At 40.6% G+C, this 14,390-nt stretch carries 15 protein-coding genes; all 15 read right to left on the reverse strand.

Going from position 1 to position 14,390, the window contains the following annotated elements; genetic code table 11:
* Nucleotides 1–240 precede the first annotated feature (240 nt).
* Nucleotides 241–3,774 (reverse strand): transcription-repair coupling factor, encoded by a 3,534-nt coding sequence (gene mfd / locus JI666_RS19635; RefSeq protein ID WP_206894751.1) that lies wholly within the window; start codon nt 3,772–3,774, stop codon nt 241–243.
* Nucleotides 3,775–3,865: 91 nt separating this feature from the next.
* A complete protein-coding gene (gene fin, locus JI666_RS19640) occupies nt 3,866–4,096 on the reverse strand; it encodes an anti-sigma-F factor Fin (protein WP_136948824.1) in 231 nt (76 codons plus the stop codon).
* 57 nt (nt 4,097–4,153) lie between these two features.
* Entirely contained in the window at nt 4,154–4,711 is a 558-nt protein-coding gene (pth, locus tag JI666_RS19645) for an aminoacyl-tRNA hydrolase (protein ID WP_136948823.1), read from the reverse strand.
* 121 nt (nt 4,712–4,832) lie between these two features.
* The gene (locus tag JI666_RS19650) at nt 4,833–5,483 is read right to left on the reverse strand and encodes a 50S ribosomal protein L25/general stress protein Ctc (protein ID WP_206894753.1); all 651 of its coding nucleotides are present in this window, start codon (nt 5,481–5,483) and stop codon (nt 4,833–4,835) included.
* A gap of 76 nt (nt 5,484–5,559) precedes the next feature.
* On the reverse strand, nt 5,560–6,510 hold the full coding sequence (locus JI666_RS19655) for a ribose-phosphate diphosphokinase (RefSeq protein WP_136948821.1): 951 nt from the start codon (nt 6,508–6,510) through the stop codon (nt 5,560–5,562).
* A gap of 132 nt (nt 6,511–6,642) precedes the next feature.
* Nucleotides 6,643–8,010, reverse strand: coding sequence for a bifunctional UDP-N-acetylglucosamine diphosphorylase/glucosamine-1-phosphate N-acetyltransferase GlmU (glmU, locus tag JI666_RS19660; RefSeq protein WP_206894755.1), 1,368 nt, complete (start codon nt 8,008–8,010; stop codon nt 6,643–6,645).
* Between the two features lie 189 nt (nt 8,011–8,199).
* The gene (gene spoVG, locus JI666_RS19665; protein ID WP_098445913.1) at nt 8,200–8,490 is read right to left on the reverse strand and encodes a septation regulator SpoVG; all 291 of its coding nucleotides are present in this window, start codon (nt 8,488–8,490) and stop codon (nt 8,200–8,202) included.
* A 186-nt stretch (nt 8,491–8,676) separates the two neighbouring features.
* The gene (locus JI666_RS19670; RefSeq protein WP_206894758.1) at nt 8,677–9,051 is read right to left on the reverse strand and encodes a RidA family protein; all 375 of its coding nucleotides are present in this window, start codon (nt 9,049–9,051) and stop codon (nt 8,677–8,679) included.
* Nucleotides 9,048–9,902 carry a pur operon repressor gene (gene purR, locus JI666_RS19675; protein WP_136948818.1) on the reverse strand — a complete coding sequence of 285 codons (855 nt, stop codon included), beginning with the start codon at nt 9,900–9,902 and terminating at the stop codon, nt 9,048–9,050. The genes JI666_RS19670 and purR overlap by 4 nt, the downstream gene beginning before the upstream one ends.
* A 61-nt stretch (nt 9,903–9,963) precedes the next feature.
* Nucleotides 9,964–10,833: a 4-(cytidine 5'-diphospho)-2-C-methyl-D-erythritol kinase gene (ispE, locus tag JI666_RS19680; RefSeq protein ID WP_136948817.1), complete on the reverse strand. Its 870-nt coding sequence runs from the start codon at nt 10,831–10,833 to the stop codon at nt 9,964–9,966.
* 182 nt (nt 10,834–11,015) lie between these two features.
* Nucleotides 11,016–11,198: a small, acid-soluble spore protein, alpha/beta type gene (locus JI666_RS19685; RefSeq protein ID WP_136948816.1), complete on the reverse strand. Its 183-nt coding sequence runs from the start codon at nt 11,196–11,198 to the stop codon at nt 11,016–11,018.
* 140 nt (nt 11,199–11,338) lie between these two features.
* On the reverse strand, nt 11,339–11,596 hold the full coding sequence (gene veg, locus JI666_RS19690; RefSeq protein WP_098445908.1) for a biofilm formation stimulator Veg: 258 nt from the start codon (nt 11,594–11,596) through the stop codon (nt 11,339–11,341).
* 216 nt (nt 11,597–11,812) lie between these two features.
* Nucleotides 11,813–12,691, reverse strand: coding sequence for a sporulation peptidase YabG (yabG, locus tag JI666_RS19695; RefSeq protein WP_136948815.1), 879 nt, complete (start codon nt 12,689–12,691; stop codon nt 11,813–11,815).
* A 188-nt stretch (nt 12,692–12,879) separates the two neighbouring features.
* Nucleotides 12,880–13,761 carry a 16S rRNA (adenine(1518)-N(6)/adenine(1519)-N(6))-dimethyltransferase RsmA gene (gene rsmA / locus JI666_RS19700; RefSeq protein WP_206894759.1) on the reverse strand — a complete coding sequence of 294 codons (882 nt, stop codon included), beginning with the start codon at nt 13,759–13,761 and terminating at the stop codon, nt 12,880–12,882.
* On the reverse strand, nt 13,758–14,315 hold the full coding sequence (gene rnmV / locus JI666_RS19705; RefSeq protein ID WP_206894761.1) for a ribonuclease M5: 558 nt from the start codon (nt 14,313–14,315) through the stop codon (nt 13,758–13,760). The genes rsmA and rnmV overlap by 4 nt, the downstream gene beginning before the upstream one ends.
* Nucleotides 14,316–14,390: the final 75 nt, after the last annotated feature.

Below are 14,390 nucleotides of genomic sequence, written 5' to 3' on the forward strand. Positions count from 1 at the left end.
TCAAGATGGCGAGGTGGGGAACTGCCCCTAAAGGTCCGATTGGTTCAGCTAACCATCAGAGGGGTGAAAGGATCCCCTCTGATGGAAGTTTCACTTTATCCCACCCTTAAGGGGCAGTAAAAACCACCTCTAAAACATTAGCTAATCAAGATGGCGAGGTGGGGAACTGCCCCTAAAGGTCCGATTGGTTCAGCTAACCATCAGAGGGGTGAAAGGATCCCCTCTGATGGAAGTTTCACTTTATTTCGCATTGATTGGCTGCTTTAAAGCTTTCTTCATTTTCTTTAAAACGTTCTCCACAAGTTGCAAATGATCTTTTGTTTCAAGACCTCTTCCTTTAATCGTTACCTTTACTTTGTTACCATCGGCGCCAAGTGCTAATTTATTCCCAAATTCGTTAGCGACTTCAAAAATGGTTTCGCCTCCGATCGCTTCACGAGCAGATTCATGGAAAAGCAGTTGGATGTCCTTCTTGCTTCGACTAATTTTCTCAACCTTTACTTCTTTCGCAATCTCTTTCATTCGTGAAACTTGGAATAGATAATCAACCTCCTCAGGGAAATCGCCAAATCGATCCATCATCTCATCCTGTAAGTCCATAATATCCTTAAGAGAATCAATCGAACGGAAACGTTTATACATGTCGATCTTTTGTTTCTCATCGTCAATGTATGTTCCCGGAATGTACGCATCTACTTCAAGATCAATTTCGATGGTGAATGCTTCTTCCTTAGGCTTGTCGCCTTTTCGTACTTCAATCGCATCTTTTAGCATTTGAGAATAAAGATCAAATCCTACTGAATCAATAAAGCCATGTTGCTCTGCACCAAGCAGGTTACCTGCTCCTCGAATTGAAAGATCTCGCATCGCTATTTTAAAACCTGAGCCTAGCTCAGTGAATTCTTTGATCGCTTGCAAGCGCTTCTCCGCTACTTCTGTCAGTACTTTATCTCGCTGGTAGGTAATATAAGCGTATGCAACTCGATTGGAACGTCCAACACGTCCACGCAACTGATAAAGTTGAGATAGTCCCATTTTATCCCCATCATACACTAGAAGCGTATTGACGTTCGGAATATCAACTCCAGTTTCAATAATGGTTGTACTCACCAGCACATCAAAGCTTCCATCAAGAAAATCAATCATTACTGACTCAAGCTCAGTTTCGCTCATCTGCCCATGGGCATAGGTGACCCTAGCCTCAGGGACAAGTGTCCTAATTTGATCCGTCATATATTCAATCGATTCTACTCGATTGTAAAGGAAGTACACCTGTCCTCCCCTAGCAAGTTCCCGTTCAATCGCTTCTCTTACAAGGGTTCCGCTGTACTCGACTACATACGTTTGAACAGGGAATCGATTTTCAGGTGGTGTCTCAATAACAGAAAGATCCCGCACTCCTAGCATTGACATGTGAAGCGTCCGTGGTATTGGTGTTGCAGTGAGTGTAAGCACGTCAACGTTTGCTTTTAGCTTCTTAATCTTCTCTTTATGCGTTACACCAAAACGCTGTTCTTCATCGACAATTAGAAGACCAAGCTGACTGTACGTGACATCTTTCGAGAGTAGTCTATGAGTACCAATCACAATGTCGACTGTTCCATTCTTCAACCCTTTAAGCGTTTCATTCTGCTCTTTGCGTGAACGGAATCGACTTAATAAACCAATATTGATTGGATGATCGGCAAAACGCTCTTGAATCGTCGCAAAATGCTGTTGAGCTAGGATTGTTGTTGGCACGAGGAATGCCACTTGCTTTCCATCCATAATGGCTTTAAAAGCTGCGCGAATACTTACCTCTGTCTTCCCATATCCTACGTCACCGCAAAGAAGACGGTCCATCGGTCGTGATTTCTCCATATCTTCTTTAATTTCTTGAATGGCTCGAAGCTGATCGTCTGTTTCTTGATAAGGAAAGGCTGCTTCAAACTCTCTCTGCTCTTCCGTATCCTTCTCAAAACTGTGACCAACACTCGCCTCACGTTCGGCATATAATTTAATTAAATCATCTGCAATATCTTCTACAGAAGATTGTACTTTCCGCTTTACTTTCTTCCATTCTGTTCCACCTAGCTTATATAGCTTCGGCTCTTTCCCTTCTGAACCAACATATTTCATGACCTGATCAATCTGTTCAACAGGCACGTATAAATTGTCGTTTCCAGCATAACTCACATAAAGATAGTCTTTATGAATCCCACTCACTTCTAATGTACGAATACCGAGATATTTCCCAATTCCGTGGTTCACGTGGACAATGTAATCGCCAACTTTTAGTTCCGAATAACTCTTAATGCGCTCTGCATTAGACATTTTCTGAGAGCGTCTTGGCTTTTTTGATTGCTTTGTAAACACTTCAGCTTCAGTTAGAACGGCAAGCTTCTGCATTGGAAGCTCAAAGCCTCCGTTGAGGCTACCGATTAAAATCTGGGGCTGCTGATGCGAAATGGGTGTATCCTGTTCGACCATCATGGCGTTAATGTCGTAATCTTCAAGCACTCGTTCAAGTCTCTTACGACGTTCTTCAGAAGCCGCAAGAAATACAATAGCCATTCCACTCTTCTTCCATCGTTCAATTTCAGTACTAAGAACCTTCATCTGACCGTGGAAATTCTGCATAGCCTTACTCGATACGTTAAGTATATTTTGTGGATTTGTATAAGGAACATGCCTTAAGAAAATAGACAAATACAACGTAGAATGAGTAGGTTTTGAGAACAACGTATCATAAGATCTCGATAGGGAAACGGATGACACAATCTCCCCTTGGTTAAGAAGGGCTGTTTGCCACTCTGCTTCTTCCTTGTCCAGATCCGTTGACATTTCCTGAATTCTACTCACTTCGTCGAAAACAACAAGTCCATCCTTAGGTAAATAATCTAGTAAACTGGCAGGTTGGTCATAATAAAAGTCCATGTATTTAATAACGCCCTGGAAACTTTGTTTGTTCTTTAACTGATCAATTTCATATGTGATGTTCGAATGCATAGCTTCTTTCGCTTTTTGATCCTTAACCTTCTTCATTGAAAGCTGTAGCTCCTCTTGAAGGCGATCAGCTCCCTTTTCATAATGCTCAGGAAACAAAACAACTTCATCTGCGGGTCCAATTGTAATCCGATCAGTCTTATTTGCTGATCGTTGTGATTCAATATCAAAGAAACGAATCGAGTCAACCTCAGTATCGAACAATTCAATTCGAATTGGATTGTTTTCCGTTAGTGGATATATATCGATAATACCGCCACGAACGCTAAATTCACCAGGGGACGAAACCATTGGTACACGCTCATACCCCATAGCAACGAACGTTTCTAGTATTTGATCAAGTGGAATGTCGTCACCTACGGAGAAGGAGACTTGACTCTTCTCCCATACATCTTTTGGAGGAAGATACCGTCTGACCCCTGAAATGGGTGCAATCACAATTCCATTGTTATTTTTCATCCAATAGTTTAATGCTTCCATTCGCTGTCCTCTTAGCTCAGGACTTGCGATGGCAATTTCTGAAGAAATGAGCTCATTTACTGGATATAAATACACTTCATCAGAAGGGACCAGCTCGCTCATATCTTCGTATAATTTTTGAGCCTGATACAAATTATGTGTAATGATCAGCTGTGGGCGCTTTGTTTCATGGTAAAGGGAAGCCATAAGAAGCATGCGCGCAGATCCAGATAATCCTGCAACCAGCTGTTCTTTAAGACCCTCTTCTACCCCCGAAAAGACCGACTGAAATTCATCGCCTTTACTGAAATATTCTCTTAAACCTAACATCGTTTGCTTATTCTCCCCTCTCAGTCTATAACCCGTCCTATCACTCTCATTTAAGAACGCAAAAATGCTTTGGTTCTATTCCCAAAGCTACTTACTGAATAAATGTATCAAGCTCATGAAAAGATGGAGAACGTTCCATCGCCTCATGGCAGTCTTCGCATATGGCCTTTACTTCAATCGTGCCATCTTGATGGTAGTAAATCATTGATTGTCTCTCTTCCTCTGTGAGCTCTTGAAATCCTAATTCGTCTGTTGAGACATTTTGAGGATTTAACTTACCTATTCCAGTCCCACAGTGACGACATACGTAATGAATATCCATAACATATCCTCCCTGTCCTTATCTTGTATTAGTATGGACGGGAGAATGGAAGGATATTCAAGCGTTGTACTGATTCATAACTTCTGGAAAGGCGTTTGTTGTCCAAGCTTCACAGGCTTTTACAGTGCGATCAATTGCATCCTGAATCGGTTCAATCTCTTCTTTTGAGAAAGGCTTTAATACATAGTCTATAACAGAATGACGTGAGGAACGGTCAATCCCAATTCTTACTCTTTTAAAATCTTGCGTGTGAACATGAGTAATGATCGATTTCATACCGTTATGCCCACCAGCACTTCCTTTTTGTCGAAGCCTTACTTTGCCGGTAGGGAGATCCAGATCGTCATAAATCACTAGTAGATCTTCAACCTCAATATTAAAGTATTCCATTAGAGGACGTACTGATTCACCAGACAGGTTCATAAACGTTTGTGGTTTTAATAAATAGACTGCTTCTCCATTTACCATACCTTTTCCATATACACCTTGAAATTTCTTTTGATCTAGCGAAATGCCTAGCTCCTTTGATAGCTGGTCAATTGCCATAAATCCTACATTATGCCTTGTTTGCTCAAATTTCTTCCCCGGGTTTCCGAGGCCTACAATTAATTTCAACGGATGACGTCCTACCTTTCATTACTTTTCTTCTATCGTATCAAAAAACGGGGGAATTATTCACCTATTGACTCTATATCTTGAAAAAAAGGCGTAACCCGTTCGGTTACGCCTTTGATGTTTATTCTGTTTTTGTTGTTTCGTCGCCAGTTTCTTCTTGATCAGCTGCTGGCTCTTCAGCCACTTCGTCAGCTTCCTCTTCGTCTTCAGCAGGTTCTTCTGTTGGAGGTACGATTGAAGCAATTGGCTCTTCTGCGTCAAGCATAACTTCATACTTGTCGCCCTTTGGAAGATCTCCAGCTTGTATTGCATCACCAATGTTTAGTTCTGAGATATCTACATCAATGCTATCTGGGAAATCGTTCGGCTTCGCTTTTACTAGAATTTCGTGAAGCATTTGCTGAACAACACCGCCGTCTTTACTTCCTGCAGCTTCACCAGTTAAGTGAACCGGAACTTCTGCTTCTACTTCTTTGTTGAGGTCAACAGAATAGAAGTCTACGTGAAGAACATGGTTTTTAATTGAATCAACTTGCATGTCGTGTACCATTACAGGATATTTTCCCTGTCCTTCAAAATCAAGTTCAATTACACCGTTCTTTCCGACTTCACGGTATACTTTAATAAATTCTAGAGCGTCAACCTTAACTGGTGCGCTTTTGCGATCTTTACCGTAGATAACTGCTGGAAGACCTTCTTCTTTTTCACGCAATGTTCTAAGTTCGCTTCTTTTTGTAGTATTACGATCTAATGCTTTTAATGTTGCTGCCATTTGAAATCACCTTCCTGATTAGGTTTTACTCTTCTATATGGATACCCATAATCAGCAGGCAATAAACATTATTTATCTAATCAAATAATTTACTTACAGAAAGTTGTTCATGAACACGGATAATCGCTTCCCCTAAAAGAGGAGCAACAGACAGTTGCGAAATCTTATCGATTCGCTTGTCGTCTGGTAGCGGAATTGTGTTCGTAATTGCAAGCTCTTTAATCTTAGAGTTGTCGATACGCTCAATAGCAGGACCAGAAAGAACTGGATGAGTACAGCAAGCAAATACTTCTTTAGCCCCGTTCTCAATAAGAGCATTAGCTGCAAGTGTAATTGTGCCAGCTGTATCGATAATATCGTCAATAATAATGGCCGTTTTGCCTTCAATATTACCTACAATATTCATTACTTCTGCTACGTTAGGACGAGGACGACGCTTATCAATAATTGCAATTGGTGCTTTAAGTCGTTCTGCAAGTTTACGGGCACGTGTTACGCCGCCATGGTCAGGTGACACAACAACAATGTCATCAAGGTTCTTTTCTTCGAAATGTTTAGCCAGTGTCGGTACGCCCATTAACTGATCAACCGGAATGTCAAAGAATCCTTGAATTTGCGATGCATGAAGATCTAGTGTAATTAGACGAGTAACGCCTGCTACCTCTAGGAGATTTGCCATTAACTTAGCTGTAATTGGCTCACGTGATCTTGCTTTACGATCCTGACGTGCATAACCGTAATAAGGAAGGACAATATTAATTGTTTTAGCTGAAGCGCGTTTTAGGGCATCAACCATAATAAGAAGTTCCATAATATTCTCATTTACAGGTGCACAAGTGGATTGAATCACATACACATCACAACCACGAATACTTTCCTCAATGTTAATCTGGATTTCTCCATCGCTGAAACGAACAACAGAACATTTACCCATAGGAACACCGATATGTTCTACAATTTCTTCCGCTAAATCAGGATTCGAGTTTAAACTAAACACTTTCAGGTTTGGATCTAAATAATTAGCCATTGGCTGGTACCCCTCCATTAATTAATAAGAAAAGCGCAAACCCAACTTCCACCCAAAGCACTCCTAATATTTTGAGGGGATGGATTTGATGTTAGTCACCAAAGAATTTTACACTTTCTTATCTTCTCAAAATTACTTGTCCTTCATTTTCGAAGCATAGTCTTCTTTATTCGTCTGACGAGAGCGAGCAATAGACAGTGCTTGTTCAGGAACATTTTCTGTTATCGTAGATCCTGCAGCAACCGTAGCACCTTTACCTACCGTCACAGGAGCAATTAAGTTCACGTTGCAGCCAATAAATGCACCGTCTTCTACTTTTGTAAGGTATTTATTCTTTCCGTCATAATTTACAGTAATCGATCCACAGCCGAGATTCACTTCTTTACCGATTTCCGCATCGCCTACATAGCTTAAGTGTGAAGCTTTACTGCCTTGACCCATAACGGCTTTTTTTACTTCAACGAAGTTCCCAATTTTCACATCATCACCAATTTGTGATGCTGGACGCACATGAGCAAACGGACCTATATTCACAGCATTTCCTACTTCACTGTCATGAATAACAGATTGTTTCACAACGCTTATGTTTCCAACTTTACTATCCTTAATTTCAGAGTTAGGGCCAATCTTAGCTTCATCACCAATAATGGTTTTACCAGAAATCGTAGTTCCTGGATAGATGACAGTATCCTGACCAATCACTGCTTCTGGAGAGATATAAGTTTGATCGGGGTCAATTAGCGTAACGCCATTACGCATATGTTTCTCATTAATTCGTTTTTTCATCGCAATTTCAGCTTTAGAAAGTGCTACTCGATCATTCACACCCATTGTTTCATCAAAATCTGCTGTTTGATAAGCAGCAACAACTTCACCTTGCTTCTGAAGAATTTCAACAACATCAGGTAGGTAGTACTCACCTTGAGCATTTTCATTTTTAACGAGCTGAAGCGTCTCAAATAACGTTTTGTTATCAAAACAATATGTACCTGTGTTAATTTCAGTCACTTGCTGTTCAGCGTCACTAGCATCTTTCTGCTCTACGATCCGCTGTACACTTCCGTTCTCATCTCGAATAATGCGACCATATCCAAAAGGATTATCCGCTTTTGCAGTAAGAATAGTTGCTTTCGCGCCCTTCTGCTCATGGTAAGACAACAATGAATCCATTGTTTCACTCGTAATTAAAGGAGTGTCTCCGCATACAACAAGAGTAACGCCATCCTTAGTAGATAATGCATCCTGTGTCTGCATGACAGCATGCGCTGTTCCAAGTTGTTCCTCCTGAAGAACATATTCGACCTTAGCACCAAGCTGATCCCGAACCTTTTCGGCACCGTGTCCAACTACAGTGACTATGTTCTCGAGCTTAAGCTGATCGAGCTGGTCGACAACATGCTCAACCATAGGCTTTCCACAAACGGGATGAAGAACTTTGTATAGCTTTGATTTCATCCGTGTTCCCTGACCGGCTGCTAACACAACTGCAAATCTATTCATGTATATGGTTCCTCCATTGTATCCTATTTTTCCACTATGACTATATCTCAAAAACCCCTTATTTTCAAGGTCGTTCATTAAAACAGGATCATTTTTGAAGCTGGAAAAGAACGGTACGTGAACATTCCTAATCACAATGCCTTTTATAAGAACACAAAAAAGCCCGGTCATTTGACCGAGCTTTTCTGATTAAGAAGCACCAGCTTCCTCATAAGCAGCTTCCATTTCACCAACACGGTGATATTCAGCTAATACAGCAGTTTGAATCTTTTCCCTTGTATTCGAGGAAATAGGATGAGCGATATCGCGAAACTCACCATCAGGAGTTCTCTTGCTTGGCATCGCTACAAACATGCCGTTATTTCCATCAATGACACGGATATCATGAACGACGAATTCATGATCCATTGTGATGGAAGCGATTGCGCGCATGCGTCCTTCCGTATTCACACGTCGTAGGCGAACATCTGTAATTTCCAACTCGGTTGCACCACCTTTTTCCATTAATTAGAGCATATATGCACTATTCAACTTATATATAATAATTCCTTCTTCTAAATATAAAAAATGTTATAAAAATTTAGCTTTTTTTGCTTATATCTCACATAGCTTAAATGTTTTTAACTATTAAAAAAACACACTCCATAGTAGAGTGTGCTTTCGGTATTAACCAACAAGTGCAATAACTTCTATTTCGATAAGAGCATCCTTTGGTAGTCGTGCTACCTCAACACAAGATCTAGCCGGCTTATGAGTATGGAAATATTCCCCATAGACTTCATTAATAGCACTAAATTGATTCATATCTTTAATGAAAACAGTAGTTTTAACAACATGTTCAAGAGAAGAACCAGCTGCTTCCAAAACAGCCCTAACATTTGAAAACACTTGGTGCGTTTGTTCTTCGATTGAACCATCCACTAGTGTTCCATCTGCTCTAAGTGGAATTTGACCCGAGCTATAGAATATGTTGTTTACGATCATCCCTTGCGAGTATGGTCCAATCGCTGCTGGAGCTGATTTGGTATAGACTGTTTTCATTCGCTTTCAATCCCTTCAGTTAATCGAGTAAGAAACTTATTATAATTTCCGGGAGCAACTTGAATGGTGCGTTGCTTCATATCAACACCACCAAGATTCATCATTGATACGTATTCTTCTACAAGACGTTCTTCTCCTTCACCTTCAGCCTCTACAAGAACTCCGATTCCTGCAACATCAGCCTGAAATTCTTCGAGAAGATTGACCATTCCTTGAATAGTACCGCCAGCCTTCATAAAATCATCTACAATTAACACATTAGCACCCGGCTTTAAACTTCTTCGTGCAAGCGCCATTGTTTGTATGCGTTTTGAAGAGCCTGACACATAATTAATGCTTACTGTGGAACCTTCTGTAACCTTGCTATCACGACGTACGATAACGACGGGTACATTCAGATGGCTCGCAGCTGCGTAGGCCAAGGGAATGCCTTTTGTCGCAACCGTCATTACAACATCAATTTTACGATCAGCGAAGACCGATGCAAACAAACGCCCTACCTGATTCATGATTTCTGGATTGCCAAGAATATCAGTTAAATATAAATACCCACCAGGAAGAAGTCGATCTGGGCTTTCAAGAAATTCACAAAGCTCCCCTACTACGCGGTCTGCTTCCTCTTCACTGATAAGAGGCATGTATTTAACACCGCCAGCTGCACCAGGAACCGTCAATAAGGATCCAACACCCTGCTGTTCAAAATTTTCTTTAATAATAACCAAATCCTCACTAATTGACGATTTAGCCGCTCCATAACGTTCTGAGAAATAGGTTAGTGATACTAACCTATGTGGGTGCTCTAACAAGAACCTGGTCATGTCTACCAGTCGAGAACTCCGTTTCATCTTCATAGAAGAACCTCCAAAAAATCCGAATAATTAATCATAATATATCACTAACGTACGGATTTATTCAAGGGTTCTTCTCACCAAGTAAGCGAACAGCATAAACTTGCCCACAAAAGCCTCTTAAACCGTTATAAATTCGCTGCATCCTTGATTCATGACGAGTTAGACCAAAAACAGTCGGCCCACTTCCACTCATAAGGACACCATCTGCACCGAGATTTTCCATTTTCTCTTTAATCTGTCTCACTTCTGGATGAAGCTTAAGCGTGACATCCTCAAGTACATTGCCAAGGTTTTGACAGATGCCTTCGTAATTCTTTTCTTCAATCGCACGCATCATGCCTTTTACGTCTGGATGCTTCATCTCCATTGTACGAAGACGTCTGTATACATCAGCTGTTGATACTCCTATGGAAGGTTTTGCAAGAATGACCCAGCATGGCGGTGGGGCATCCATTGGCTGAATAACCTCTCCACGCCCCTTTGCAAGAGCAGTACCACCATGCACACAAAACGCTACATCAGATCCAATCTCTGAGCCAATATCAGCAAGTTCATCATAGCTAAGGCCAATTTGCCAAAGCTCATTCAGACCACGCAATGCTGCTGCGGCGTCACTACTTCCCCCAGCTAGTCCTGCTGCAACAGGTATTTGTTTATCTATTTTAATTGATATTCCCTGTTTAATATCATATTTCTTCTTCAAAAGTGCGGCAGCTTGATATGCTAAGTTTCTCTGATCATCAGGTACAAAACCACTTGTTGATTCAAGAATGATTTCATTACGTCTCATTTCAGTTAATTCAAGACGATCTGCTAAATCAACATTTGTCATGACCATTTCAACCTCATGGAATCCATCAGGTCGTTTATGAAGCACATCTAATGCCAAATTGATTTTTGCCGGTGCTTTCACACTCAGTTTTTGTCTCATCTCGTTCACCTACATTTTAGTTCTACCGTTCGACATTTTTACTTACTGTGAATTATTGTAACACAACAAGCCGAAAAGAAAGAAACACTTTCAATTCCTTCACTCCTCCGTTAGGCACACTGATCTTTTGGACATAGAAAAAAGAACCCTGGCAAAATACCAGAGTTCCTTCGTCACAGGGTTCAGTGTTTTTGTTGGTTAGCAAGCTGTTCTTCAGCTAGCTGGATTGCACGCTTCACGATGTTACCAGCATCGCGAGCTTTTATTCCTCCCCAACCTTCTTTCTGAACCGTATCATAAAATCCAAGCTCTTTCGCAATTTCCTCTTTCAATCGATCAGACATTATACCTCTATGTCTCGCCATGCGAATCAAGCTCCTTTCCATCCTGTGACAATCTTATTGTTAGGATTGAAAGGGCTAGCTATACCACGAATATGTATCCAGCAGAGGGAGAAAATAATGTGACCTCTAGAAAAAGCAAAAAAGCAGTTAGACCATGTGCCTTAACCGCTTACTGCCGCTTGTTCTTCATTAAATGTAATTTGTACCGTATCTGTAAGAATATCTGTGTAGCTGTACGACACACGCTCAAATGCGTTCGTGTCCTGATCCAGCTTAACAATGAACACTGCCGGGTAGGTTTCTTCAAGGATGCCTGAACGTTGAATTGTCTTTCTGCGACCTCCGTTTGCCTTTAAGGTCAACCGTTTGCCAACCTGAGACTGTAACGTCTGTTTGATTTCAATAATCGTTTTTGCCATCGGAACCTCCACCTCACTTAGACAAATTATAACATCTTTTGCACACTCTTGTCAAATAAAACTTAAATTATAACAACGAAGCAAAAACAATGTCAATTGTTATTTCCTAAAGATGTGCACTTTTATTGTTTCACAGTTTGTCGAAAAATATGTAAAACCTTTATAAAACCCGCCAAAAACAAGAAAACGGTGGTGTTAATTTCACCAACCGTTTTCTTATTCAGAGTACTCTTCATTTTCCTTCATCGGCATACCTGTACGTAGAATTCCTTTTGTTTCCACACCACCTAAACCATCTTCACCTGTTAGCGTATTTCGTAGTGCATCCCAAACATTCACGTGGTCTGTAAATGAAGTTAACGCAATTTTAGAGACAATAAAGACAGGGTCTAACATATGAATATTAATGCGTGCCGGTGAACTAGCAAAGTTTGCTCCAGCACGAATGAGCGACTCAAAATGTGACTGACAAGCTCCAGCAAAAATAACGAGATGATCAAGGTTTGGAAAAACGCTTCTTACTTCTTTTACAGCGCGCACGAAATAACGTGAATTTCGATAACATTGGAGATCTTTTTTCTCTCCTTTATGTTTTATATATGCATCATGACCCGTAATCACAAGAATATCAGGTCTCACATTGTTCACAAGCTTAATAATATTCTCTGGGATCTCGCTCTCTTTCATATACAAACCGTATACCGGAACCCCTAGACGTTTATACATCTCAAGACACTTACTTAAGTAGAGCGGATCTCCATCGATATGAAGAATCTTACCTGGCAACTCAAAGAAACTCGTTTCTTTCTTAAAATGACTTGTTGCGCTATATTCACGCTTCATTCGTAACAATTGATAATCTTGACGAAACAGACGAAAGGAATAGTCCTCCTTTTCTTTCGATTGCTCACGTCTCATTTTGTGCTCACTGGAATCAATTAACACCAAATCATCAAATGGTGCATCTGCAATGAGCCTCATGTCCTCACCAACCAGTTCTGCTGTTTGACTCGACTCGTTAAGCCTGGTTACTCGGAAGATTAAATCACAGCCATATGAACGCCTGGCAACGATATCTCCTTCTTTCATCGTCATCGTCATCGTCTTCCCCCCACGCCGCTTGACCTCGAGAATTATACGTGTACTCCTTTTTCTACTATATGAGAGCTTTATAAAAAAATGAGTCTTCCTGAGAAGCACTCGCACTCAACAAGAGATTGTATGAGCGAGTGATCGATTGAAAAATTGGGTGAATCAACAAAAAAAACACCTTTAAAGGTGTTTTAATTCTCATCTTTTCGTTTGTAGATGGCATTACTTAATGCAGCAAACTCTTCCATAGATAGCGTTTCTCCACGGCGTCTACCGTCTATACCCGTTTCATTTAAAACTTCTTCAATCATTGGTTTATTATCTTTCCCAAGTAGGTTATTCTGCAAATTGTTTAAGAGTGTTTTTCTGCGCTGACCGAAGCTTGCTCGAATAACTTCGAAGAAATAATTCTCACTCAGGAGGTCGACAGGTGGCTCCTGACGCAATTCTAAATGCAGTACAGCAGAGTCCACATTCGGCTTAGGTACAAATACTGTACTTGGCACCGTAAGAGCCGTTTTAGCTATAGCATGGTACTGAACTGCAAGTGATAAAGAACCATACTCTTTCGATCCTGGCTTCGCAGCAATGCGTTCTGCAACTTCCTTTTGAATCATAACAACAATTCCGCGTACTGGTAATTTTTCTTCTAATAATTTCATCAGAATTGGTGTTGTTACATAGTATGGAAGGTTTGCCACAACCATAAGGTCCTGTCCCTCTTCAAACTCCTCCGAAATAACTTGATGAACATCAGCAGCAAGAACATCGCTATGTCGAACTGTCACTTGGGGGTATGGAGAAAGAGTATCTTCTAAAATCGGAATAAGGCGCTGATCAATTTCAAATGCAACAACCTTTTTTGATCTTTTTGCCAGCTTCTCTGTTAACGCTCCTATACCAGGTCCAATTTCAATTGCCCCTGATTCAGGTGTTAGCTCTGCCTGATCAACAATTTTAGTCAATACATTCGAATCGATTAAAAAGTTTTGACCAAGGCTTTTCTTAAATGTAAATCCATACTTTGCTAATATTTCCTTTGTTCTAAAAGGTGTTGATATTTCTTTGTTCATTCCTCTTCCTCCTGTAGCACATCTTCTAATGCACGGTTAAACTCATCTTTTGAAATCTGGAACATTTGCAAGCGCTTATAGAGCTGTTTCCCATTCATATAACCCATTTGAAGGCGTTCCCCGAGAGCCTTTCTTCTTGCTTTGGCACGTTCACCAACTACAAGACCAGCAGCAATAAGATCCTGCCACTCAATTAAGATCTCTGGCGTCTCAATTTCTTCTCTGACCGATAGAATCGCTTCGCGAATGTCAGTTATCGATGCATGCTCAATGCCAACCTTCTTACCGTTTGAAGAGATCGCATGTTTTTTATTTAGAAAAGCATGTTTACACGAAGGAAGGCGTTCACTAATGATTTGTCTAATTCGAGTACCAGGAAAATCTGGGTCGGTAAAGACAATAACGCCTCTTCTCTTCCATGCAAGTTCAATTCTCTGAAGTGTTTCTTCACTAATCTCTGACCCGTTTGTCTCTAGTGTATCTGCATCAATGGCCCGCTTAACAGCAAGCGTATCATTCTTACCTTCTACTATTATTATTTCTTTGATTTTCACTCAAGTTTCCTCCGTACTACAAAACCATTTCTCTTTTTGTTTCTGTATATCATGAATTTCTATAGTTTTCCTCAT

It is taken from the genome of Bacillus sp. NTK071 (assembly GCF_017303315.1).
In the GTDB taxonomy this organism is placed as follows: Bacteria; Bacillota; Bacilli; order Bacillales; family Guptibacillaceae; genus Guptibacillus.

What these genes read in the sequence shown, in the direction of transcription:
- mfd (WP_206894751.1), bottom strand. Translation starts at nt 3,774, where the DNA reads ATGTTAGGTTTAAGAGAATATTTCAGTAAAGGCGATGAATTTCAGTCG.
- fin (WP_136948824.1), bottom strand. Translation starts at nt 4,096, where the DNA reads ATGGATATTCATTACGTATGTCGTCACTGTGGGACTGGAATAGGTAAG.
- JI666_RS19650 (WP_206894753.1), bottom strand. Translation starts at nt 5,483, where the DNA reads ATGGCAGCAACATTAAAAGCATTAGATCGTAATACTACAAAAAGAAGC.
- JI666_RS19655 (WP_136948821.1), bottom strand. Translation starts at nt 6,510, where the DNA reads ATGGCTAATTATTTAGATCCAAACCTGAAAGTGTTTAGTTTAAACTCG.
- glmU (WP_206894755.1), bottom strand. Translation starts at nt 8,010, where the DNA reads ATGAATAGATTTGCAGTTGTGTTAGCAGCCGGTCAGGGAACACGGATG.
- JI666_RS19670 (WP_206894758.1), bottom strand. Translation starts at nt 9,051, where the DNA reads ATGAAAACAGTCTATACCAAATCAGCTCCAGCAGCGATTGGACCATAC.
- purR (WP_136948818.1), bottom strand. Translation starts at nt 9,902, where the DNA reads ATGAAGATGAAACGGAGTTCTCGACTGGTAGACATGACCAGGTTCTTG.
- ispE (WP_136948817.1), bottom strand. Translation starts at nt 10,833, where the DNA reads ATGAGACAAAAACTGAGTGTGAAAGCACCGGCAAAAATCAATTTGGCA.
- JI666_RS19685 (WP_136948816.1), bottom strand. Translation starts at nt 11,198, where the DNA reads ATGGCGAGACATAGAGGTATAATGTCTGATCGATTGAAAGAGGAAATT.
- veg (WP_098445908.1), bottom strand. Translation starts at nt 11,596, where the DNA reads ATGGCAAAAACGATTATTGAAATCAAACAGACGTTACAGTCTCAGGTT.
- yabG (WP_136948815.1), bottom strand. Translation starts at nt 12,691, where the DNA reads ATGACGATGAAAGAAGGAGATATCGTTGCCAGGCGTTCATATGGCTGT.
- rsmA (WP_206894759.1), bottom strand. Translation starts at nt 13,761, where the DNA reads ATGAACAAAGAAATATCAACACCTTTTAGAACAAAGGAAATATTAGCA.